Origin of the sequence: Candidatus Hydrogenedens sp. (assembly GCA_035361075.1) — a bacterium.
Classification (GTDB): Bacteria; Hydrogenedentota; Hydrogenedentia; order Hydrogenedentales; family Hydrogenedentaceae; genus Hydrogenedens.
Genome location: DAOSBX010000048.1, coordinates 602 through 23,277, shown reverse-complemented (window position 1 = coordinate 23,277; position 22,676 = coordinate 602). Strand labels below are relative to the sequence as shown.

Here is a 22,676-nt window from a genome sequence, read left to right as displayed (position 1 = left end):
TACTTGAATAACTTTGTAATATATTGTCTGGATACTAATAATTGAAATGAATTAACTACATATTATTATGAAGAGAGTCTCCGTGTTATTGAACGTTCTGAGGGGATGGGTTCTGGTTTTTTCACGAAGATGTGTTCCATGGAAGGAAATTTTTCCAGAGGATGTTTGGACTCACTATATAACTGGATAAGATGGATGGTAAGAAGCAGGCGAGCGATTCTTAGTTGTCGTGCATTTTGATAGTAAATGCGGAAACCATGCAGACATGCTTGTTGAATCTTATTTCGGAAGGTCATCGGAATATCGTTATTCCGATGTCCCCACGTCCATAGGTCATCTACATTCTCGGCTGGGGGTAGTTTTGCCATTTCTTTTTCTTCTAACATTTCATAGCACTTTATCAATCGGTCAAACCAGAAAAGGATAGCACGATACCCTTCTTCTGAAATATCCACTTCTATTTGTGCCTGATCTATAGTCTCTTTTGTTTGTGTATGTAGGTATGCCTCACGGTCAGGATTTGGTTCAGGAATCATACGAATACGCATCCGTTCGAGCGCATCCCCATAATTAAAACTCTCTAACATAACAGATGTCTCAAATTTTTTCGGCGAGAGTAAGGGATACTCATAGAGAAGTTCTGTGGCTATTTCATCTTCCGATAAAACGCGGTCTATCTCTGTATCAATTTGAAAAACATTAATTCTCCAGTCAAACCACATATCATGGAAAAGCGAGATTAATGCCTCCCCTATCCCTGCAGATTGTTGTTGTGTAATTGCAAGGTCGATAAGGTCTAAAAGCCGTTCCTCCAAAAACTCCCTTGTTTTCCAAAATATTTTGTTCGAAAAAACATGATGTATAATGAAAAGTCGGTCTATAATAATATTTGTCTTCTCTTCGGGTAAATCTGAAAACTGCATAAGTTTCTTGACCCAACTTGAATTCCATTCTCGCAGTTCCCGTGCCATTGTACTTTTCGGTATTTGTGGTATCTCATCAAGGGAACCATTATCAATAGTCATCTCGAAAAGTAAAGGTGCTATCTCCACCTGAAATTGAGCTGGATAATCCGCCCAAAGAAGAAGTGTCTGTTCAGGAATAGAATAAAAATGAAATTTGCCAAAATCAGTTATTAACAAATATGGACTATGTTCCCCTGAAAATTCATCGATAAGCAAACGGGACACAGGACAAAAATCCAGATAGTCGTTTTTAACTCTGGATGGTACGTGCAAAAGATTATCTGGAACAATAGCTATATAAAATCCCTTACCTTTGGCAGTCGTCAACAGAAAAGGAAATGTTCCTGTATTTTTTATAATTTCTGTCTCGGGCAGAGGAATAAAAGACTTCCATCCCAACCGATGAAAAAAATCCTCAATATACCGATACCGTTCTACACCTTGTGAGGCTTGTGCCCATTTCCACCATGACTCTGGAATCTGCAATGAAGAACGATTATAAACAAAACTCATAGAACATTTTCCCCTTTCGGTATAGTTAGTTTGTTGGTTTCAATAATTCTCCATAAAAAATCTTCTCTATTCCCGAGCAAATCAACAGCTCCTTTCAAAACATTTATTAACTCAGGATGCATCTGTTCCATTCTCTCCATAAACTCATTCGTCGTAAGAATGGTCAAACGAATCCCTTCGATAGATTCAGGGAAAACATCACCGTTAGTCACCACAATAACCTCATTCTTATCATGATGATAAAATGCAAGACGAACCGATTTGTTAGTATTGAGAACCGTGCGAAGTCGGTCAATAGGTGAGCATACCTTCAATATAAGGGATTGTAAAATAGGAACCAAAGGATGACTTTGGTCGATTTGATACCATGTTCTATTCCCTTCCTTCCATTGATAAATCAACCCAATATGTGAAAGTCGTTCTAATTCCCTCTGAACAGCACGAAGTGGTAATTTCGTGGCACTCTCTACCTGACGCTGATAAAATGTTCTCCCCAAGTTTGTAAAAAGTACTAAAAAGACCTTTGTCCGAGCTTCTGAGCCTAACAAAGCCTCTAATGTAGTCAAATCAACTAAATTTTTATTTTCTTCACTAATTAACGTTTGCATTTAATTATAATAAATGTTAGATTTACGTTTTATATTAGTTACAACAATCTATTTTATGATAAATATATCATAAAAAAATATCATTGTCAAATTATTTTTAATCATTCAACAAATTATTTTAGTATTTATTCATAAAAATCAATGGCAATAACTACATATTTTAGTGATTACATATATTTATAATAGTTCTTACAAACCATAAATATGAGGTTTTCCTTTTTCTAAGTTAGTATAATGCTACAGGGCTAATTCTATTATATACCTATCCCAATTACCAGTTAGATGATTGTGTTACTATAGTTTTCTCTGGTATTAAACAAATTAAACACGAACAGCATGGTTGGGAAAAAGCTAATTATCAACAGAGCAACAAGGCACCACCAACTTGAGAAACGACATATAAAACTGGACTGCTCAAAAAAGACGTTAACCGTTTGTGTGAAGATGAAAATTAATATTCCCTGCAACACAGCCTTTTTATCTGCATTTATAGCCCCTGACAATACGAAATAAAAAGAGACAAACCACAGCCAGCACGTTACTATAGTTCGCATAGAAGGATACAGATAAAACCATGGTGTATACGATGCTTGCACAGAACTAAGAGCCAGAACATAAGGAGAAATGCTTATATATGGATAAAATTGAACTGCTTCCAATATTCCTGAAAACACAGATGCCATTAAAAAACTTATTGTAATTCCAATAGACACACTTAACAAAGCCTTTGTTTTCTCCTGGATTGATAGCAACTTACTTGCAAAGATACCTAATAACAAAAATAAAACTGCCGTTTCCCTTACCGCTATATAGGCTGAGAATGCATAATCAGAAATGTCTTCTTCTACATTGGTAGTAGAAATGAAAATCGTTGTTGGTAAAAAATCAAAATAATCGCAAATATAAAAAATTAACCGTGCAAGTACCCCCAATAATATTCCCCATATTAGCCATGAGATAGGTAGTTTCCTTTTATAAACTATAAAAAGAACTATAAAAAGCAAAGCCAATGTTGACACAACTGTGATATGTTTCATTATATAAATATGGTGTGGCTGGATTGCTGGAGCAACAACAGAATGAACATTTCCAATAGCGTTTTTCAGATGTAAAGCAATATAAATATTATTCAATCCTACTTCTGACGACAAAATAAAATGCCAATGGACAAGAGAAAATGCTGGTATTTCTTTTTTATCTATAACATTTTTTTGGTTATCTTCTATTTGTACCGTTATTTGTCCTTGAATTACTTTTCCAGTAAATGATAAAGCATAAGCCTCAGTTTCCTTTTCATGACTCACAATACGATATCGAATAATTCTCGTCTCTGGTATACTTTTAGTATTATATTCCTTCTCAAATAAAGGCTCGGGATACGTCGAAAACGTCGTTAGAATACCAAATGCAAATAGTAGAGAAAAGAACAGATATTTTTTCATGGAACCCTGTAATTAACAATGTTTGTGTTGATATAAATACATTTTAACCAGGTAATATTGTATTTATTTCCTGTTTCCGATAACAATCTCATGTTTTCAATTTTTATAACACTACACAAAAATACATATCTATTTTCGTTATAATATAGAGAAAATAAAGGAAGGAACACATAGGGTGAAACCGAGGGAAAGAGTAATTGCAGTGATAAAACATAAAAAGCCTGACCGAATACCTATTTCTGCATGGATTGGAGAAAAATTTGAAGATGAAATAAATCAAGTGTTCAGTTCAGTTGAAAATTTTGAGGACCATTACGAGTTTGATTTTGCCTATCTTTCTGGCGGACCACCTGTATTTAAAAAGCAAGAAGAAAACGAGCTACTTCAATTTCTAACGCAACAAGACAAAGTTCCAGCTCCTATTGATATTTTAGACCTGCCTATACACGACCCTGATGATACAGATGCCTATCAAGAATTAATTCGCCAAATTCAACACCATAAAGAGGGTCGAGACCGTTTTACTTATGTTCATGTATCAGGATTTTTCAACTTTTTCTGTAATTATTTTTCCCCCCATGGACAAGTAACGAATATGATTGAAACACCAGATGAAATTACCGAACTATATAATCGACTATTAAAGTGGAATATTACATTTTCTATGAACTGCTTGGACTTAGGTATTGATATGATTCACGTCTCAGAAAACTGGACTTTAAATAAAAATATAATGTTCGGCAGTGATATTTGGGAACAATTTATCTATCCTTACCATAAGAAATTTACTGAGACTATCAAAAAACGAAATGCTTTCATCAGCCTTCATAGCACAGGGAGCATCACAGATATTTTAGAAGCAATTGCTGATTTAAGATATGATGTCGTTCATCCATTGAGTACCTCTGAAAATATATCGTTAGAAGAGCAAAAAAGAAAATATTCAAATAAGTATATCTTTATGGGTGGATTAGAGATACCATCTACAAATAATTCCAAAGATTATTTTGAATTACAGACAGAAGTGAATCATATATTAACAACGTTCAAAGATGGCGGTTTATTGTTTTGCACAAACCATCATATTGACCCACCTTTCACCATCGGCGAAGTTAAAGCCATTTATGACTATGTCTATCAACGTATCAGAGAGTTGTCAACAGAGTAAAACAAGGTTTCTTCGGTAGTATTCACCCCCTGCTTTTGTTGGAATAAGAAGTTTTAACATAGTCTTCGATATATGTAATGAATTGGCGTGCAAGCTCTTGAGCAGTACCCGTAAGGGTTGCCACCTTTTTCCCATCGATGTAGAGAGGGCATTGTGGATGCTCGCCATTACCAGGAAGACTTATTCCAATATTTGCAAAGCGCGATTCCCCAGGTCCATTAACAACACACCCCATAACTGCTATATTCATCTTTTCTACCCCAGGAAATTGTTTACGCCACAGAGGGAGTTGTTTACGTACATAATCACGAACTATTTCCGCAATTTCCTGAAATACCATACTGGAAGTTCTCCCACATCCTGGACACGAAATAATCTGTGGGGCAAATTGGCGAATCCCCAATGATTGTAGGATTTCTTGTGCCACATACACCTCTTCTCTTCGGTCACTGTCTGGTGTTGGTGTTAAACTAACCCGTATCGTATCTCCTATCCCCTCTGAAAGTAATAATCCCATTGCTGTGGCAGACCAAACAATACCTCGTATACCTGCCCCTGCTTCAGTTAAACCTAGGTGCAGTGGCTGACGCGTTCGTTCCGAAAGGGAACGATACACCCGTATCAACTGTAACGGTGAACTGCTTTTACAAGAAATAACAATTTGTTCCTGTGCAAGTCCCAAATTAACTGCTTCTTCTACTGAATTTAGGGCTGATAGAAGCATACACTCATCGTAAATTTCTTCACTCGTGATGGGCGATTTTGATTTTGCGTTTGCTTCCATCTTCTGGGATACCAATTCTGGGTCTAATGAACCTATGTTAACACCAATTCGAATCGGCTTATTAAAATCTTTTGCAATACTGCAAATCTGTGAAAAGTGAATACTTTTTTTATCTTTTACACCAACATTCCCTGGATTGATACGGTATTTATCTAATGCCTCCGCACAGGCTGGATATTTTGATAATAATAAATGCCCATTATAATGAAAATCACCAATAAGTGGTACATCTAACCCCATATCTTCTAATCGTTTCCGTATCTCGGGAACACATTTCGCAGACTTCGGTGTGTTCACCGTGATACGAACCATCTCAGCACCTGCGATGAAAAGTTCAGCAACCTGGTTTGCAGTGGCTTCCACATCCTCAGTGTTTGTATTAGTCATCGCCTGAATGGCTACATTCGCACCTCCTCCAATTACGCAATTTCGAACTTTCACAGGATGTGTTGGTTTTCGTGTATGAATAATATTTCTCATAATGTTGTTTTTGGATACTTAACCTTCATCAACGTTGCCAGAAACGATAACTTATTGATTTTAACATATTGGTAAAAACGAAGTTGAACACACTATTTTTCTGAGGTATCCCCTGATATGGTATTAGCTACCTTTTTACGTGGTTGTGGAGTAATACCTTGGTAAGCAGTTCTGCCCGTTATAACACATAGCAAGGTTAGTAACCCGAATAATATAAACATACCCATTAAATTACGACGTTCTGCCTGTGTCCTTTCAGCCCACCAGTTTTTCAACTGGGCAAGATAAGAAGGTAGACCTGGTTTCCCTCCAGTATCGATTGAGGCTGGTTCCAGAGGCTTTGTGTTTTCAGCAGTAGCCAAAGAAGTTGTTGAAGGTTCTACTTTTTTTTCTGCGGGACTCATAACCTCTTCCTGTTTTTTACTCTCCTGTAAAGGTTCAACAGGTGGTTTTGGTGTTATTGCTGGTGTTGTTTCTGTTACCTCAGTAGTTTTTTCAACATTAGTCTTTGTGGTGCTCGGCGGGGTTATCTGTTGTACAACAGTTTGTCCAGACTGCTTTGTCCGTTCATACAATGTTCGATTACCCTCATGTGAAGGAGGAGGTCTCAAACCACCCTTAATTTCCTTCGGCAAATCAAACGGTTTCAACGGTTGTCCACTTGCTATCCCCTGAGGTTTAGCATCCTTCGGGATGTTTGGGATATTTGGAATATTAGGAGGCATATGCATATCAGGACGCGGGAACGTTACTTCTTCTGGCCTCGGTGTGCTCGTTGATGGAATGGATGTAGGTGGTGTCGCAGATGTTGACGAAGTTGTAGGTTGTTTCATCGCTGTTTGAGCAGGTCTTGTTGGGCGAGTTGTAGTTACAGGTGGTGGTAACACCGCAGGTCCAGGGCTAATTGGGACGGTTCCCGTTGCTGATGTTGGTGTTACATTTTTCTCTAAAACACGGACAACTCGACTTGCAGAAGCATTATTCCCAGCATTATCCCGAACTGTATAGGTTAAAGTATATTCACCAGGCTGGTTTACATTGACATTGCCACTAACCTGGACACGGTCCGTTACATCCCCATCTGCGTTATCTTTCGCTTTCCAGCCAGGTTCTATGTAATCGCTCCCTTGATAAATAGTCATGGGATTATCACCCAACAAAGTAATCTCTGGCGGGATACGGTCAATCCCGTTAATTTGAGTAATCTCAGGTGGAGATACTAAACGGGGCCCGTTCGTTCGATACTCGACCTGTCCAGAGAATGTTTTTACTCCTGCCATATTCTCAGGTACCTGAACGGTATACGCAAAAGTACATGGAAAATTAGGAGGCGTAATCCATGCAAATTGTAATGTGCCTTGTGTTCCAGGCGAAGGTGCTATAGGTGGCGGTTCTGTCGTAACCCCACGCATAGATGTAAATGTCCACTCCGCAGGTATAGACTCATATAAACCAACCGCAGTGACAGGATAATTTGGGTCAGGTGCATCGCAATATATTGTCAATACAATCTCTAACGGTGAGCCTGGTGTATATTCCCGTGGAACCTGTCTTGACAAATGAATTCCTAACGGATTCGTGTTGGCTTCATGAATCACTGGGTTTTGGGTTTGTGAGTATGATGGTGTTAAAGGAGCAATACAAAGAGCAAATGTCACTACAGATGAGACTAAAAATCGTTGCATCTTATTATTTACCTATCTTTTTATTGTGAAATTAAATTATACAAATATTCTCTATTTTATAAAAACCGATATTGTAATATTAGAAAAACGAAATAACATAGAAACAAAGAGACAAAACCTTTATATCGGACAAACAAGGTCTGCCTCACTCGTTTATTCTTCGCTCCAAAATGTATCTAAAAATGGACGTTTCGGTCCTTGTGTCGTACCGTCAATAGGTTCTGCCATCTGCTGAAAGAAAGCCTCCATATCGCCAAAGCGGTCTACTCTGAAAGGTTCTGCTAATGTTCCTTCGGGCATCCCACATTCTTCCGCTATTCCTGATGCTTGCATATATAAAACCTGCTCTAATAATCCTGTATAATCACCTGAAAAAGCATCCTCAATTAGAGGGATTTGATACCCCCATGTTTTTAATTGTAAACGGAACGATTGAAGTAGATTACGCATCATCGTTTCATGAGCGGAGAGAGCATGTACCTTCTGCGGAAAATAATCAGTTATGTCTTCTACGTATGTAATCTTTTCTAAATTACGTGCAAAATACCAACGTTCACATACAGAAAAAGGTTCCAGACCTTCCTTAAAATGTTCTGGATGATGCAAATCAAAGCAGGAAACCCACAACGCCTCTTCCACTGCACGTGCAACTCGCACATGATCCATATTCGGTTCAAAATGAGCATACGGGTCAAATGAGAAAATGGCATACGGTTTGTATTTCCGCATCAAATATACAAATCGTTCTCGCAATTTAGTCAACGGAATATCTGCCAATGTATCCGTAGGGAAATTGAGATCTATAATTTCTTTGATACCTAATATTTCACACGATTTCTCTAATTCCGCTCGATTTCGCTTAACCGTTTCTTCTATTGTTAGCCCTACCGAATCGCGTGCATCATCTGTAACACGAACAAGGATAATGTTCCATCCATTGGCACTCCACTTGGCTAATGTTCCACCACAAAATGCTGATGCATCATCTGCATGTGGAGAAAAAATCATCGCTGTATGCATAATATTTTCCTTCTTATTTGTTGATAATTAGATAATCACATTCCGCAACCGCATCCATTATTTTACTTGGCTTGCGAAGCTAATTGCACCTCTTGATGTTCGTCGTTATTTGAAAGTAGCATAACAATTATTTAAAAATCATATAAATAAACTTATTCAGTTAATAAAAAAAGGAAAATAACTATGAAAAAGAATTATGATGTTTCTCGTCGTAGCTTTCTATATGCAAGTAGTTCACTCATTTTAGGAACTGCGATATTAAAAAGTGGTGGGGTATTCGCAAAAGAGAATATTACATACCCACGACTAAAGAAAGCGGTACAATGGGGTAACCTACCAAAAGAAAAATCCGAAATGGAACGATGTAAATTAGCAAAGGACTGCGGGTTTGATGGAATAGAAATTCCACCCATTACTGACGATGGAGAAATAAATAAAATTTTAGAATCTGCTCAGAAGAATCAATTGCAAATACATTCCATTATTTATGGTGGATGGGATAAGCCATTATCACATCCTGATACTTCAGTCGTTGAAGAAGGGAAAAAAAGAATTATTCAGGCTATCGGGTTGGCAAAAAAAGTTGGTGCAGAAACAGTACTCCTTGTTCCTGCGGTTGTCAATGAGCAGGTTCGATACCAAGAAGCATGGGAACGCTCTCAAAAGAATATTCGCGAACTTATTCCTATTGCTGAGGAAAACAAAATTATCATTGCTGTCGAAAATGTCTGGAACAAATTTTTGCTCAGTCCTCTGGAATTTCGTCAGTATATAGATGAAATAAATAGTCCCTTTGTTCGGGCTTACTTTGACATGGCAAATGTTGTTATCTTTGGCTTTCCACAAGATTGGATACGTACTCTGAGAGAACGAATCGTTAAAATACACATAAAAGACTTTAAGCGTAACGGTTATCAATGGTGCAAACTTCCCTACGAAGGTGATGTAGATTTCGCTGAGGTACGTTCTGCTCTACATGAGGTCGGTTATAAAGGGTGGATTACAGAAGAGTTTCCTCAAGGTGATGAAAATCACTTAAAAGAATTGTCACGTCGGATGGATTTGTTTATTCAAGGAGCAAATAAAGTATAATTCCCGTGACAAAAAGTATATTTAGCAGGATGGTGAATTGTTGTCTTCTGAATTTCTTTGATGAATATGATAGAGATACCAGGTAAGAAAGGCTGTGGAAACTGCCAACGCTATACTAAAAATGAGACATAACGTATTTGTTCGTGCTATACCTACCATCGGGTCCGCAGTTTTCATAAATTTACCAATTACCAATTCCTGAATAACAGGTCCCACACTACCAATTCCGTTAATGATACCCGTGATTGCGACGGCATTGGCTTCACCAGCAACCGCAACTGCTGCCGCTCCTGTCAATAAACTATCGGGACCGTAGAGCATAAATCCAACAATACCGAAACACATAGCAATCATAATAGGATTTGCCCCTGCATAAATCACTGCAATATAACCTAAAATTGTACCTAACCCACATAAGAAGCAAACTCCTGCCCAATTACCACGGAACCAGCGGTCAAGAATGTACCCAGCAAATATCGTTCCGACAACACCAGTAACATCAAAAACCATAGAATAGTAGCTTGCCTGGTCTACAGGTAATCCCTGAATATTTAGAAATGAAGGTAGCCAAGAATCCAAAGCATATCTTAAAAACTTTACTGAAAAATAAGCAATACCCATAATGAAAATAAGTGGGTTAAACGCCACACGAAGATATTCTGAAAATGGGATGTGCTCTTCTTGTGATGCCTTGATAGCCTGACCATAGTCGTCAGTCTTATCTATGATAGGTTCAAGCCCTACATCTTCAGGACGGTCTTTCTGCCAGATAAGAATGAGTGCCCAGACAAATAAAGTTAGGATACTCATCCCAAAAAATGCCCAGCGCCAACCAAACATACCTAATAACAATCCACCTAACGATTTATAAATAATATTTGCAATGATGTGATTTGTTGTCCAAATACCCATCACCGTACCTCGTTCTTGATTACGTAACCACCGAGAAATACCACCAATACATCCAGGCCAGCCAGATGCCTGTGCTAAACCATTTATAAACATAAAGAGCAAAAAATTAGCAAAGGAATTAGTAAATCCGAATATGGTATTGCAAATAATAGAGATACCTAATCCACCGAGGAGAATTACTCGCGGTCCCCATTTCCTACCTATAAAACTATTTAAAAACTGACCTATCATATATGCAATTAGGAATGATGCCCAAACATAAGCAGTATCTCCTAATTCCCAACCTAACTCTGCGGCTATTGTTGTTTTGCAGATAGTAAATATTTTGCGTGTCATATAATAACCGATATAGGCAATATAAGTCGTCGTGAGAATTTTCCATCTCCAAACTCGATGTTCAGGAGTTAAAGGTTTTAATCCAATACTCAAGATTTTATCTCCTTCTTAAAATATCAAGGTTAAGAATGTCAGTAAATTTTATAATAGTTACCTCTAAAAACAAAAATTTATATCTTTCTTTGTTTTTATTAAATTCAAGGAAAATTTCATAAATATGCCTGATTCGTACCATCTATAAAGAGCTGAGGCTTATGGTAAAATATTTTGCGTGTTGATTTTAATCTTGGAAAGAGCGGTCAAGGCTCTATTTTTTGCTGTAAATGCATCGGGACAAACTGCAAGGATATAGCCTATTCTATCTCTTGAAGAGATGTCTGTAACATGAGTTATACTGTCTCCTGCTTGAATATTAATAAAAACCTCCTTAACTCCTTCCATTCGTTTTACTTCCTCTATCCCTTCTATGCTTTGCACAACACCGCTATGAGGTATAAACCAGGAGACTGCACAACCCAATTCTTTTGAAGGAACATGATTAGGAATCTCATGATGCTGGATAGCATCATTTATCTTCTGTAAATCTACGCCACTGCTTTCCTTACATATCTTTGTCAAAACCTTATCAGGCGAATTGAGAATCTGAGCGAAGGTTAGAAATACCCCATCTTGATTAGAAACAAATTCAAATAACGTGCAGTAATTCCCTCTGGGTAATTGTTTACCTTTCATCTTTGATTTTTCAATAATACGTTTAATTTCAAAGCCAGAACAATCCGACGGAGCCCAGATTAATTTCGGAACACGATAACTTCCTGCTGTAAATTCAACACTGAGTATTTCCGTCGAAAAAAAATGATATCTATCTCGGAACCCAATGAGGTAATAACTTTTCCCTTTAAGAGCCTGTTGAATAATGATAGGCTGAGATTTAGCACTTCGTCTGATAGCAGTAGAACAAATCCATTGCCATTCATTTTGCTCCTGAACTATCCCACAAAATTGATTATCTATGGTTCGCACCCATAATGGAGCAAGTTGGACAAACTCATTATCTATTGGGATACTATTACTTTCAGGAATTATTATTTTTGTGGGAACATCAATTAATGATGTCGTTATATCACAAGGAAGCACAATTGAATTTGTTTTTAGGTTTTCTAATTGTTCCATAACTATAGTGTATTATCCTATATTTTTAACTATAAATTAGCATAAGATTACACTAATTATATATTATTTAGAATAAAAAAAATAAAGAAGGCATTATGAAAAAACTGCTTCATTTTGTATACATTGTGAACATTATCATTGATATTCTACTAATAGCAGGTTGTATGCCTTCCGTAGATGGACCTGTGGGAAAGGAGCCGAGTTCAACAGGGCTTACAGAGTTTGGCGTTGGTGAGGCACCAGCCCAGGGGGATTGGTTGATTACCCGATTGTCAGCAGAAATGCCTCATCTCAATCCAATCACAAGTACAGATGCCTATTCTACCTTAGTATTGGCATGGATTTTTGATAGTTTATTAGACCGAAATCCACAAACATTAGAGTTGATACCGAGAGTAGCACATCATTGGGACGTATCCGAAGACCATCTCAGTTATACCTTTTATCTACGGCAAGATGTATGTTTTTCTGATGGGCACCCTTTATCTGCAAAGGATGTAAAATTTACTTTTGACAAACTAATGGACCCTACAACCGATGCCCCTCATCTTAAAAATTACTATATGGACGTTGAATCATGCGAAGTTTTAGACAACTATACAGTCCGTTATCACTGTAAGAAACCATATTATCAGCATGCAGTTATGTTAGGTTTGTTAGAAATTCTCCCAGAACATATTTATGGCAAAGGTGATTTTAACAATCATCCCAATAATCGCAAACCTATTGGTTCGGGACCTTATATACTTGCTGAATGGCAAACGGGGTTACAGCTGGTATTGTCGCGAAATCCAAATTATTGGCGTAAGGATGAGGGACAGCCTTACTTTGACCGAATTATTTACCAAATTATTCTGGATGATAATTCAGCATTCTTAAAACTTCGTCGCAATGATTTAGATTATATGGCAATACGTCCTGAAGATTGGATGCGTCGAGCACAATCGGAAACATTTCAAAAACAGTTTAATATTTTTATGTATCCCCGTCCTGCGTATAATTATATTGGCTGGAATCTTCGTCGTGAAGTGTTCAAAGAGAAAACAGTTCGCCATGCCCTGACCCTTTTGCTCAATCGTGAACAGATTATCAAACGACTCTATTATGGTATGGCAGAACCGATAAATACCCCTTTTATGCCGGGGACACCGGAATATCATAATGGTGTAAGACCATGGACTTATAATCCTGAGGAGGCTAAAAAATTGCTGGATGCGTCAGACTGGATAGACCACAATGGTGATAGTATACGAGATAAAAATGGAACTGACCTTGCTTTCGAAATTATGACCACCAATAGCAATCCTATTGCGGAAAAGATTCTTACTGTTTATCAAGAGGATTTAAGTCGTGCAGGAATACGAATGCAAATACGGCAGATGGAATGGGCATCGCTTCTGGAGCGGGTAGATAGTCGCAATTTTGATGCAGTTCTTATGGGCTGGCAAATGCCACCAGACCCTGACCCTTATCAGGTATGGCACTCCAGTCAGGCGGAGAAAGGTTCCAACTATGTTGGCTTCATTAATGAAGAGGCAGACCAACTTATTGAACAAGCACGAGTCTGTTTCGACCGTGATAAACGAATACAGCTATACCGACGTTTTCAGGAAATTGTAAATGATGAGCAACCCTACACCTTCTTAATGGCACCGAAAGCAATTATTGCAGTTGACAAACGTGTTCATGGAATTCGTATTTATCCTTTTGGTGTGTATGAGCGAGAATGGTTTGTTCCCCAAAACCTCCAAAAGTATATTTACGCGAAGGAGTAATAAAAGCACATGACTTCTTATATTTTGAAAAGACTTATCTTAATGATACCTACCTTTATTGGGGTCAGCTTAATTACTTTTGCAATAATCCAATTGGCTCCAGGAAGTCCCGTTGCCTTCAAACTACGTGGAGAAGGAGGTGCTATGCGGTCAAATATTGAAACGGAAAAAATTATTGAACAGACCAAAGCCCTCTATGGATTGGATAAACCCATTGTCGTACAATATGCCCTGTGGCTAAGTCGTATAATACGCCTTGATTTTGGTAGAAGTTATAAAGACCAGAGACCCGTAATGGAAAAAATTCGGGAGACGCTCCCTATTACATTGCAATTTACAATCTTGGAGACATTACTTATCTATCTTATTGCCATACCATTAGGTACCTATTCCGCAACGCATCAACGTACTCTGTCAGACCAAATTATAACATTCATTCTATTTCTCCTGTATAGTTTACCCAGTTTTTGGGTGGCAATGTTATTAATCATGTTTTTAGGCGGTGGTGATTGGTGGAATTTATTCCCTGTGAATGGGATTAACAGCATCGATGCCCATCATTATTCATTAGCACGGTGGATATTAGACCGTTTATGGCACATGGTATTACCCCTATTTTGTATGACTTATGCGGGCCTTGCAGGTCTATCCCGATACATGCGAACGGGAATGTTAGATGTCATTCGTCAGGATTATATCCGTACCGCTCGTGCTTATGGGTTTTCGGAGAAAATGGTTGTATTTAAGTATGCTATGCGAAATTCTCTTATCCCTATTATCACTCTTCTTGCTGGCTTACTCCCAGGACTTATCGGCGGTAGTGTAATTATCGAAACCATTTTCTCAATTCCTGGTATGGGGCGATTAGGTTTTGAAGCGGTATTGTCAAGAGATTATCCCCTTATCATGGGCGTCTTTACTATATCAACCTTACTTACACTAATAGGTCTTGTGCTAAGTGATGTCTTATATGCAGTTGTTGACCCAAGAATACGTCTGGAGTAATAAAGAACCGTGTTGAAACAAAATCAAAAACATCTTCACAGTTATTGGAGAACAGTCTGGAATGAATTTTGTCGGCATCGGCTATCGCTTTGGGCTTTAGTAATAATTATTTTATTAGGGCTTATTGCTATTTTAGCCCCGTTTTTATCAAATGATGTGCCGATAGTGCTCTATAAAGGAGGGAATCTTTACTGGTTCCCTAATATACTTACCTATGCTGATTTACAGGCTGAAAACTTATATGCTAATTTCGACCGATGGGTTCCAACTTCTGGAGAATGGTGTATCAAACCGCCTATCCCCTATGGACCTTTACGGCAGAATCTGGACCAGAGTTTACAACCTCCATCTAAGTTGCATTGGCTCGGAACAGATGACCGTGGTAGGGATGTTCTGAGTCGAATGATTTGGGGCTCGCGACTTTCTCTCAGCGTCGGATTTGTTGCAGTCGGGATAGCGGTGCTAATAGGTGTCATATTAGGTTCCTTGGCAGGTTACTTTGGTGCATGGGTAGATATTGTTGTATTGCGTTTTATCGAATTGATGTTAGTGATTCCGACGTTTTTCTTGATAATCACAGTCATGGCATTTTTACCACCCAGTATTTGGACTATTATGGTAGTAATTGGACTTACAGGTTGGCCTGGAGTTGCACGTCTGGTGCGTGGCGAATTTTTGAAACAAAAGCAAATGGAGTACGTGTTAGCGGCTCGAGCATTAGGGTTAAGTGATACCCGAACTATGTTTCGACATATACTTCCTAATGCAATGGGACCTGTTTTCGTTAGTGCAACATTCGGTCTGGCTGGTGCAATATTGATGGAAAGTGGTTTAAGTTTTCTGGGTTTCGGTGTTCCTCCTCCAGCTCCAAGTTGGGGCGAATTGCTAAAGCAATCTCAAGGATATGTAGATTTTGCATGGTGGCTCGTTTTGTTCCCTGGTTTGGCTATTTTCATTACTGTAACTGCCTTTAACCTTGTAGGTGAAGGCTTGCGCGATGCTATGGATCCACGATTGAGGTAAATTACTGATGACAGACCTTTGTAACGCTGATAATGCATTGTTACATGTAAAAAATTTATATGTGCATTTTTCAACTCCCACTGGCACAGCCCGTGCAGTAGATGGGCTTTCCTTTTTTATCCACCCAGGAGAAGCCATTGCACTCGTAGGTGAGAGTGGATGTGGAAAATCTGTTACTGCTATGTCATTATTAAAACTTTTGCCATCGCCACCAGTAGAAAAACTTGCGGGTGAGGTTCTGTTCCATGGTAAAAATCTACTTTCATTATCAGCAGATGAGTTAATGAAGATTCGGGGTCGGCATATCTCTATGATTTTTCAGGAACCTACCACTTCTATGAATCCAGTATTTAGGGTAGGTGACCAAATTGCAGACGTTTTGCAATATCATTTTCGTATCTCGAAGCAGGAAGCATATTCACGGATTGAAAAATTGTTTGAATGGGTTGGAATTCCAGAGCCACATATCAGAGCTCGGCAATATCCTCATGAATTTTCTGGGGGACTTATTCAACGTGCTATGATTGCTATGGCACTGGCTTGTGAGCCAGAACTACTTATTGCAGATGAACCGACAACCGCTTTAGATGTAACTATTCAGGCGGAGATTTTGGCTTTATTGCGACGGATACAGAAGGAAAAGAATATGAGCCTTTTATTAATATCCCATGATTTGAGTGTCGTTGCTCAGATAGCCCGCTGGATTGTAGTACTATACGCGGGTAAGAAAGTGGAAGAAGGTTCAGCAAGAGCGATATATTCTACCCCTGTGCATCCATACACACAAGCATTATTTGACTCTTTGCCAATACGTTCAGTAACAAAAAAACAGCTGGCAACCATCCCTGGTTCTGTTCCATCAGCGACTGCCTTACCTACAGGTTGTCGTTTCCACCCACGCTGTCCCAAGGCTACCAAAATCTGCTCCGAGAAACAACCGCCATGGCGATGGGTCAGCCAGGAACAAGGAACTGCATGCTGGCTATATACGGATTCGGAAAAACGAGAACGGGAGAAAAATTGCTATGAATGAAACGAAATCCTACCTTGAGGTCATAAATCTTACTAAACATTTTCCGGTTGGTGCTGGCATATTTTCAAAGGCAAAGGGATATGTTCGTGCAGTCGACCGCATTAGTTTTAAGGTTTCTCGTGGTGAAACGGTGAGTTTAGTTGGTGAAAGTGGTAGTGGTAAAACCACAGTGGCACGACTTATTTTAAGGCTCATCGAACCTACAGAAGGAAATATATTATTTGATGGGACTGACCTCACAAAAATCAGAGGGAAAGAATTGCGAAATATACGACGAAAAATACAAATCATATTTCAGGACCCATATAGTTCATTAAATCCACGAATGACTGTGTACTCTATGTTATCGGAAGTATTGCATGTGCACAGTATCGTTCCACGTGAAAAAAGTACAGAACACATTGAGTATTTACTTCAATTGGTAGGACTGAATGCTGATGCGATGTATCGGTATCCCCATGAGTTTAGTGGTGGACAACGGCAAAGGATTGGAATTGCCAGAGCGTTGGCTGTAGAACCTTCTTTTATTGTCGCTGATGAACCTGTCTCCGCACTGGACGTTTCTGTTCAAGCACAAATATTAAACCTACTTATGGAACTTCAGGAAAAATTACATCTCACATATCTAATTATCTCTCATGATCTGGGGGTAGTTCGACATATTTCCGACCGTGTCTTAGTAATGTATCTTGGGAAAATTGTGGAAGAATCTCCCACAGAGATTTTGTTTAGCAACCCAAACCATCCTTATACGCAAGCCCTGCTTAGTGCAATACCAAAACCAGATCCCGAGGCTACACTGCCCCAACTTTTAGCAAAAGGTGAGCCACCCAGTCCTGTTAACCCGCCATCAGGTTGTGCTTTTCATCCACGGTGTCCTTACGCCACAGACCTGTGTCGAATTAAAGAACCTATTTTACAAAACATATCAGAAAAGCATCGTTCTGCATGTTGGGTTTTCGCTTCTGACCAAAAAGGAAATAAGGATATAGTATCTGTTGCTGATGCGACAAATGACATATCATAAGAAAATTTAACGGAGGGTTTTTTATGGAAAACCTGTGGGAACAAATGTGGAACCGACTTCCGACTGAGGAGTATGACGTGATTATTATCGGCGGAGGTATTGTCGGTGCCTGCATTGCCCGTGATGCAAGTATGAGAGGACTTAACGTAGCCCTCGTTGAACGTAAAGACTTTGCCAGTGCTACCAGTGGTGCATCATCTAAACTGATTCATGGTGGACTTCGTTATCTAATGAATCTTGAAATTGGGCTTGTTAGGGAATCCTTGAAAGAGCGAAGAATCTGGGCACAAATTGCACCTCATTTAGTTAATTCATTGCCTTTTATTCTCCCAATCAGCAATAGCAAAAAATTCCGTGAACGGCTTATTTATTCTCTTGGACTTAAAGCCTATGATTGGCTCTCTTATGACAGAAATCGTTCAAGCGATCCTGACAAATTTATTCCATCTCATAAACGTGTCGGGAGAGATGAGATTTTATCTATCGAGCCTAAATTAGAGCCGATGGAATTTAAGGATGCGCTTTTATTCCATGATTATCAAATGTACTCACCAGAACGATTAGCATGGGCGTGTATTAAGCAAGCCATTATCAATGGAGCCACTGCATTAAATTATGTGGAGGTCACTGGGTTTTTGAGAGATAAAAATCGCATTACTGGCGTAAAAATTATAAGCAGAGAAGATGGCAGAGAAAACCAGATAAAGGGGAAAATCATTGTGAATGCAACTGGTCCCTGGGCTGACCGCCTTATTTCGCTGGCAACAGAAAAAGAACCTGAACGTAAAATAATCCGCTCAAAGGGCATTCATATACTGACGAAACCTATTACTCAAAAATATGCTATTGCTATGCCTGGCAAAGGAACTCACTTCTTTGTTCTACCGTGGCAGGGTTATTCATTATTAGGAACTACTGATACTATTTATTATGGTGACCCAGATGATGTCCATGTAAATGAAAAGGAACTGGTCGAATTTCTGTCTATCATTAATCGGGGTATTCCTGGTGCAAAACTCCGTCGTGGTGATGTCCTGTTTTTCTATGCTGGATTAAGACCCATTGTCGAAAAGGACCCTCAAGAAAGTGAAGAAGAATTCAACTCGTATAATGCAAGTCGGTCTGCGGAAGTATTCGACCATGAAAAAGATGGATGTTTAGGACTGATTACAGCAGTCGGCGGTAAATGGACAACGTCAAGACACTTAGCAGAACGAGTTGTAAATAAAGTATTCGAAAAATTAGGGGTAACACCACCTCCATGCAAAACAGACCAGACACCTGTTATAGGGGCAGATTTTGAGTTATTTAGCGATTTCCTCGAAGAAGCAAAGAGGAATTATTCTGATTTTCCACCTGAAATTATCGAGCACCTTGCCCATAATTATGGGACTGAGATGTCCAAAGTTATAGACTTAGCAAGGACAGACCCTCAATTAGCAGAACCTTTATCTGATAAACGACTGGAGATTGGTGCCCAAATCGTTTATGCCATGCGAGAGGAAATGGGGAGACACTTAAATGATGTGTTGTTCCGACGAACCAATCTCGGGAACTTGGGAGATCCAGGCGAAACTGTGCTCCGTAAAATAACAGACCTTATGTCGCATGAATTAGCATGGCAAGATACTATCCGTGAACAGGAAACTAATAGAGCACGTGTCCAATTTGTATCATGGGCTCGTACATTTGTCATTGTCAATCCACGCGCATGGGGGAACATGACAGGTAAGATGTGGCCCGATATTGAAAAGAAACTTCACCACGCAATAGGTCCTGTAAAAGTAGCATTCACTGAACGTGCTGGACATGGGACTATACTTGCAAATCAGGCATTAAAAGAAGGGTATGAACAAATCATTGCTGTGGGTGGTGATGGAACTATAAATGAAGTTGTGAATGGCTTCTTTGAGAATGATAGACCGATTAACCCAGAGGCTGTATTTGCAATTATAAGCACTGGGACGGGGCGTGACTTTTCACGCACATTAGGTTGGCCCTTTGATATAGACCAGCAAATCGAACATCTTTCAAATACCTCTGTTTATCCTATTGATTTAGGGAAATTAAAATTTATCAATTTCAAAGGAGAAGAAGACCTTCGTTATTTTGTAAATATTGCCAGCTTCGGTTTAAGTGGAGCCACAGACCGTGCTGTTAATCAATATGTCTGGTTAAAACAAAGAAGCGGTAAAATCGCTTTCTTCCTCGGAATGTTGCAGGCATTAATAACCTACCGCAATAAAAAAGTCCGCCTGAAAATCGATAATCAATTTGATGAGGTAATTGATATTAAAACAGTTACAGTATGTAATGGTAAATATTTTGGTAGTGGAATGTATATCTCACCCAATTCGGAAATCAACGATGGCTGGTTTGATATTGTTATTATTCCTGGAATCTCCACGATGGAACTGCTCATGAATGTTAAGAAAGTTTATCAGGGGACCCATCTTACACATCCCAAGATAAAGATTTTCAAAGCACAAAAAGTTATTGCACTCCCTGCACATACCGCTGGTGAAGTTTTGCTGGATATGGACGGGGAAGTCCCTGGCTATCTCCCTGCAACATTTGAAATTCTTCCTGAAGCAATTTATGTTCGTACTGCAGTTAAAAAAGAATCCGATACGGAATAGGAATAACAACAGAAATCCGTGTACAAAACATCACAAATAGTAACACAATTGTTTTGCTGATGAGGCAGAACAAAGAGGGTGAAAAAGACAAATAGGACAATAAAGAATGGAATTAAAAATTTACAAACCTATTTTTCCAATTTATTCTTTTCTTACTTTGGATTTATAAACTTCTGGTAGGCTTCTAAAATTTGACGTTCCGTTAATGGTGCTATAATCATACGAACTACTGTGCTTGCTGATTCTTCCGCTTGTAACGTCTTCCCGAACAATGAAAAATACATTGATAAGTGGCCTTCTCCCACATTCGGTGTCATCACTGCAAAACAATCCTCTGTTTTAGCCATGTGCACTACAGTTATCCTGGTCTCTTTGTCCACACGGTAAATAATAGGCTTGCTAAAACATGGACGGATTGCCCAGTCCACTGGACTCGGGTGAAATTTCCAACGGCCATCTTGAATGAGTTGCACTGCCTTTTCATCCCTCGGGAATGCCTGCCATACACCTTCTGATGGAGGCGCTGATATAAATATATTCTCCCCCTTATCCGACTTTGCATATACAAATGATTCGGGAAAACGTTCACTAAGATATGACGACAAAAATATCTCGAAGTCAGGAAGTAATTCTTTCGCCTGAACCGTGATATGCAGATCTAAGGTTTGAAAATCAATCCATCGGTATATTGCAGTGATGGTAAATGGATGTCCTGAATCTGAATCCCAAAATACTTTTACAGTTTTACTATCTATCTTTTCCGCTTTACTCGGCACACTACGCATACTATCACCAAATCTATAATTTGTCTTAAACACCCGATAAAAATTCAACAGTCCTGGCAAATCCTTCTTTGCCAGTTCTATTTCTGGGGATATCATCTGTAAAGGAACAAAACCTATGGATTTGCCTTCAGGTCGAAATAATCCTTTCAGGTATCCTGTATTCACCCCAAATTCACCTGGCACATTTGCTGATGGCTCAAAATAATCTGCGTAAATACATGATACAATCAGAAAACAAAACCAAAACAAAAGACATTTTCTCTTTAAACATATGTTTCTCATAACTGTTCTCCCTATTATGATAATCCAATTCTAAACCCAATGCCCATACTTCTTTCAAATTCAACATTTGCATACATATTAAATACCAATCCCATCTGTTTTAGATTGTTCTTACAGCTCGACCGTCTCTCAGCCTCCCGTGCTCTTGCTAACGTCGGCAATAATATTACCGCTTATATATTATGATACAAAATTTGGTAATTATCTATTTGAATCCACTAAACGTATTGAGTTTAAATTAACTCGTATAAATCATTATCTCATTGACAAATATGTATGGGAAATGGTAAGGTATTATGAGAGCATATATTTTATTCCTTAAAGCGGAGGTATTTGGAGCCGAGGCTGAGGGAAAAGAGTTGACAAAATAATGATAAGGAGCAAGGATATGGGCAAAGGTAATAAGAAGATGTGGTTGGGAATAGTAGTTTTTATAATATTAGTTTTTATGTTTGTTGTGTATTTTTTCTATCCAAGCGGAGTTTGGCATACGAAGGGGAAGGGTATATCGTTATCAATAAGAGAGGTGCCAAGGGGTGTAATAAGGGCAGATAAGGTTCCGAAAACTTTTGTAGTTAGTCCTGATAGTAAGAGGTATGCATATCTGGCTAAGCGTGGAGATAAGTGGCTTGTAGTGGTAGACGGAGAGGAAAGTAAAGAATATGACATGAGTCCTGTAGGACTTATTTTCAGTGCTGATAGTCATAGAGTAGCGTATGGATCTATACGTGGAGGTATGCAATTTGTAGTGGTAGACGGGGTAGAAGGCAAGGAATATGACGGGATTGGAGAGCCTGGTGTTATTTTCAGTCCTGATAGTCATAGGGTGGCATATTTGGCTAAGCGTGGAGATAAAATGTTTGTAGTGGTAGATGGGGTAGAAGGCAAGGAATATGACGGGATTGGAGAGCCTGGTGTTATTTTCAGTC

18 protein-coding genes and 1 pseudogene are annotated in these 22,676 nt (G+C 38.8%); 9 read left to right on the top strand and 10 right to left on the bottom strand.

Features of this window, described 5'->3' with window-relative positions; translation table 11 throughout:
• Positions 1 to 65 precede the first annotated feature (65 nt).
• The 3 genes from PLJ10_12140 to PLJ10_12130 form a co-directional block, all read right to left on the bottom strand.
• Positions 66 to 1,478, bottom strand: a complete 1,413-nt coding sequence (locus tag PLJ10_12140) for a hypothetical protein (GenBank protein ID HOK10393.1) — start codon at positions 1,476 to 1,478, stop codon at positions 66 to 68.
• Positions 1,475 to 2,086 (bottom strand): hypothetical protein, encoded by a 612-nt coding sequence (locus tag PLJ10_12135; GenBank protein HOK10392.1) that lies wholly within the window; start codon positions 2,084 to 2,086, stop codon positions 1,475 to 1,477. The genes PLJ10_12140 and PLJ10_12135 overlap by 4 nt, the downstream gene beginning before the upstream one ends.
• Positions 2,087 to 2,364: 278 nt before the next feature.
• On the bottom strand, positions 2,365 to 3,528 hold the full coding sequence (locus PLJ10_12130) for a hypothetical protein (protein ID HOK10391.1): 1,164 nt from the start codon (positions 3,526 to 3,528) through the stop codon (positions 2,365 to 2,367).
• A 175-nt stretch (positions 3,529 to 3,703) separates the two neighbouring features.
• On the opposite strand from PLJ10_12130, the gene PLJ10_12125 reads away from it, so the two are divergent.
• Entirely contained in the window at positions 3,704 to 4,696 is a 993-nt protein-coding gene (locus PLJ10_12125; protein ID HOK10390.1) for a uroporphyrinogen decarboxylase family protein, read from the top strand.
• 22 nt (positions 4,697 to 4,718) lie between these two features.
• On the opposite strand, the gene ispG is transcribed toward PLJ10_12125, so the two are convergent.
• The 3 genes from ispG to PLJ10_12110 all read right to left on the bottom strand — a co-directional run bounded on the left by ispG (position 4,719) and on the right by PLJ10_12110 (position 8,665).
• On the bottom strand, positions 4,719 to 5,960 hold the full coding sequence (gene ispG / locus PLJ10_12120) for a flavodoxin-dependent (E)-4-hydroxy-3-methylbut-2-enyl-diphosphate synthase (GenBank protein ID HOK10389.1): 1,242 nt from the start codon (positions 5,958 to 5,960) through the stop codon (positions 4,719 to 4,721).
• 92 nt (positions 5,961 to 6,052) lie between these two features.
• On the bottom strand, positions 6,053 to 7,645 hold the full coding sequence (locus tag PLJ10_12115; GenBank protein ID HOK10388.1) for a DUF5011 domain-containing protein: 1,593 nt from the start codon (positions 7,643 to 7,645) through the stop codon (positions 6,053 to 6,055).
• A gap of 153 nt (positions 7,646 to 7,798) precedes the next feature.
• Positions 7,799 to 8,665 (bottom strand): PIG-L family deacetylase, encoded by an 867-nt coding sequence (locus PLJ10_12110; GenBank protein ID HOK10387.1) that lies wholly within the window; start codon positions 8,663 to 8,665, stop codon positions 7,799 to 7,801.
• 183 nt (positions 8,666 to 8,848) lie between these two features.
• On the opposite strand from PLJ10_12110, the gene PLJ10_12105 reads away from it, so the two are divergent.
• Complete coding sequence (locus PLJ10_12105; protein HOK10386.1) at positions 8,849 to 9,757, top strand: sugar phosphate isomerase/epimerase family protein; 909 nt, start codon at positions 8,849 to 8,851, stop codon at positions 9,755 to 9,757.
• Positions 9,758 to 9,778: 21 nt separating this feature from the next.
• On the opposite strand, the gene PLJ10_12100 is transcribed toward PLJ10_12105, so the two are convergent.
• Both PLJ10_12100 and PLJ10_12095 read right to left on the bottom strand, forming a co-directional pair.
• Complete coding sequence (locus PLJ10_12100; GenBank protein HOK10385.1) at positions 9,779 to 11,098, bottom strand: MFS transporter; 1,320 nt, start codon at positions 11,096 to 11,098, stop codon at positions 9,779 to 9,781.
• A 159-nt stretch (positions 11,099 to 11,257) separates the two neighbouring features.
• Complete coding sequence (locus tag PLJ10_12095) at positions 11,258 to 12,178, bottom strand: hypothetical protein (GenBank protein HOK10384.1); 921 nt, start codon at positions 12,176 to 12,178, stop codon at positions 11,258 to 11,260.
• Between the two features lie 95 nt (positions 12,179 to 12,273).
• Here PLJ10_12095 and PLJ10_12090 point away from each other — a divergent pair, with 95 nt between their 5' ends.
• The 6 genes from PLJ10_12090 to PLJ10_12065 are packed head-to-tail and all read left to right on the top strand — an operon-like array spanning position 12,274 to position 20,680.
• Positions 12,274 to 13,953: a peptide-binding protein gene (locus PLJ10_12090; GenBank protein HOK10383.1), complete on the top strand. Its 1,680-nt coding sequence runs from the start codon at positions 12,274 to 12,276 to the stop codon at positions 13,951 to 13,953.
• A 9-nt stretch (positions 13,954 to 13,962) separates the two neighbouring features.
• The gene (locus tag PLJ10_12085; GenBank protein ID HOK10382.1) at positions 13,963 to 14,958 is read left to right on the top strand and encodes an ABC transporter permease; all 996 of its coding nucleotides are present in this window, start codon (positions 13,963 to 13,965) and stop codon (positions 14,956 to 14,958) included.
• Between the two features lie 9 nt (positions 14,959 to 14,967).
• The gene (locus PLJ10_12080) at positions 14,968 to 15,981 is read left to right on the top strand and encodes an ABC transporter permease (GenBank protein HOK10381.1); all 1,014 of its coding nucleotides are present in this window, start codon (positions 14,968 to 14,970) and stop codon (positions 15,979 to 15,981) included.
• Positions 15,982 to 15,988: 7 nt separating this feature from the next.
• A complete protein-coding gene (locus PLJ10_12075) occupies positions 15,989 to 17,014 on the top strand; it encodes an ABC transporter ATP-binding protein (GenBank protein ID HOK10380.1) in 1,026 nt (341 codons plus the stop codon).
• Positions 17,007 to 18,041 carry an ATP-binding cassette domain-containing protein gene (locus PLJ10_12070; protein HOK10379.1) on the top strand — a complete coding sequence of 345 codons (1,035 nt, stop codon included), beginning with the start codon at positions 17,007 to 17,009 and terminating at the stop codon, positions 18,039 to 18,041. Before PLJ10_12075 ends, PLJ10_12070 begins: the two co-directional genes overlap by 8 nt.
• Positions 18,042 to 18,064: 23 nt before the next feature.
• The gene (locus tag PLJ10_12065; GenBank protein ID HOK10378.1) at positions 18,065 to 20,680 is read left to right on the top strand and encodes an FAD-dependent oxidoreductase; all 2,616 of its coding nucleotides are present in this window, start codon (positions 18,065 to 18,067) and stop codon (positions 20,678 to 20,680) included.
• A gap of 152 nt (positions 20,681 to 20,832) precedes the next feature.
• Here the strand turns inward: PLJ10_12065 and PLJ10_12060 are convergent, their stop codons facing one another.
• Both PLJ10_12060 and PLJ10_12055 read right to left on the bottom strand, forming a co-directional pair.
• The gene (locus PLJ10_12060; protein HOK10377.1) at positions 20,833 to 21,747 is read right to left on the bottom strand and encodes a hypothetical protein; all 915 of its coding nucleotides are present in this window, start codon (positions 21,745 to 21,747) and stop codon (positions 20,833 to 20,835) included.
• Positions 21,748 to 21,812: 65 nt separating this feature from the next.
• Positions 21,813 to 21,962 (bottom strand): annotated as a pseudogene (locus PLJ10_12055) (DUF1559 domain-containing protein).
• 173 nt (positions 21,963 to 22,135) lie between these two features.
• On the opposite strand from PLJ10_12055, the gene PLJ10_12050 reads away from it, so the two are divergent.
• Positions 22,136 to 22,676 (top strand): hypothetical protein (locus PLJ10_12050; GenBank protein ID HOK10376.1); only part of this gene is annotated, 541 nt, incomplete at its 3' end.

Bases quoted from the DNA above. Each gene is read 5' to 3' on its own strand.
- PLJ10_12095 (HOK10384.1), bottom strand. From the start codon at position 12,178: ATGGAACAATTAGAAAACCTAAAAACAAATTCAATTGTGCTTCCTTGT.
- PLJ10_12085 (HOK10382.1), top strand. From the start codon at position 13,963: ATGACTTCTTATATTTTGAAAAGACTTATCTTAATGATACCTACCTTT.
- PLJ10_12140 (HOK10393.1), bottom strand. From the start codon at position 1,478: ATGAGTTTTGTTTATAATCGTTCTTCATTGCAGATTCCAGAGTCATGG.
- PLJ10_12075 (HOK10380.1), top strand. From the start codon at position 15,989: ATGACAGACCTTTGTAACGCTGATAATGCATTGTTACATGTAAAAAAT.
- PLJ10_12090 (HOK10383.1), top strand. From the start codon at position 12,274: ATGAAAAAACTGCTTCATTTTGTATACATTGTGAACATTATCATTGAT.
- PLJ10_12130 (HOK10391.1), bottom strand. From the start codon at position 3,528: ATGAAAAAATATCTGTTCTTTTCTCTACTATTTGCATTTGGTATTCTA.
- PLJ10_12070 (HOK10379.1), top strand. From the start codon at position 17,007: ATGAATGAAACGAAATCCTACCTTGAGGTCATAAATCTTACTAAACAT.
- PLJ10_12115 (HOK10388.1), bottom strand. From the start codon at position 7,645: ATGCAACGATTTTTAGTCTCATCTGTAGTGACATTTGCTCTTTGTATT.
- PLJ10_12065 (HOK10378.1), top strand. From the start codon at position 18,065: ATGGAAAACCTGTGGGAACAAATGTGGAACCGACTTCCGACTGAGGAG.
- PLJ10_12110 (HOK10387.1), bottom strand. From the start codon at position 8,665: ATGCATACAGCGATGATTTTTTCTCCACATGCAGATGATGCATCAGCA.
- ispG (HOK10389.1), bottom strand. From the start codon at position 5,960: ATGAGAAATATTATTCATACACGAAAACCAACACATCCTGTGAAAGTT.
- PLJ10_12060 (HOK10377.1), bottom strand. From the start codon at position 21,747: ATGAGAAACATATGTTTAAAGAGAAAATGTCTTTTGTTTTGGTTTTGT.
- PLJ10_12105 (HOK10386.1), top strand. From the start codon at position 8,849: ATGAAAAAGAATTATGATGTTTCTCGTCGTAGCTTTCTATATGCAAGT.
- PLJ10_12135 (HOK10392.1), bottom strand. From the start codon at position 2,086: ATGCAAACGTTAATTAGTGAAGAAAATAAAAATTTAGTTGATTTGACT.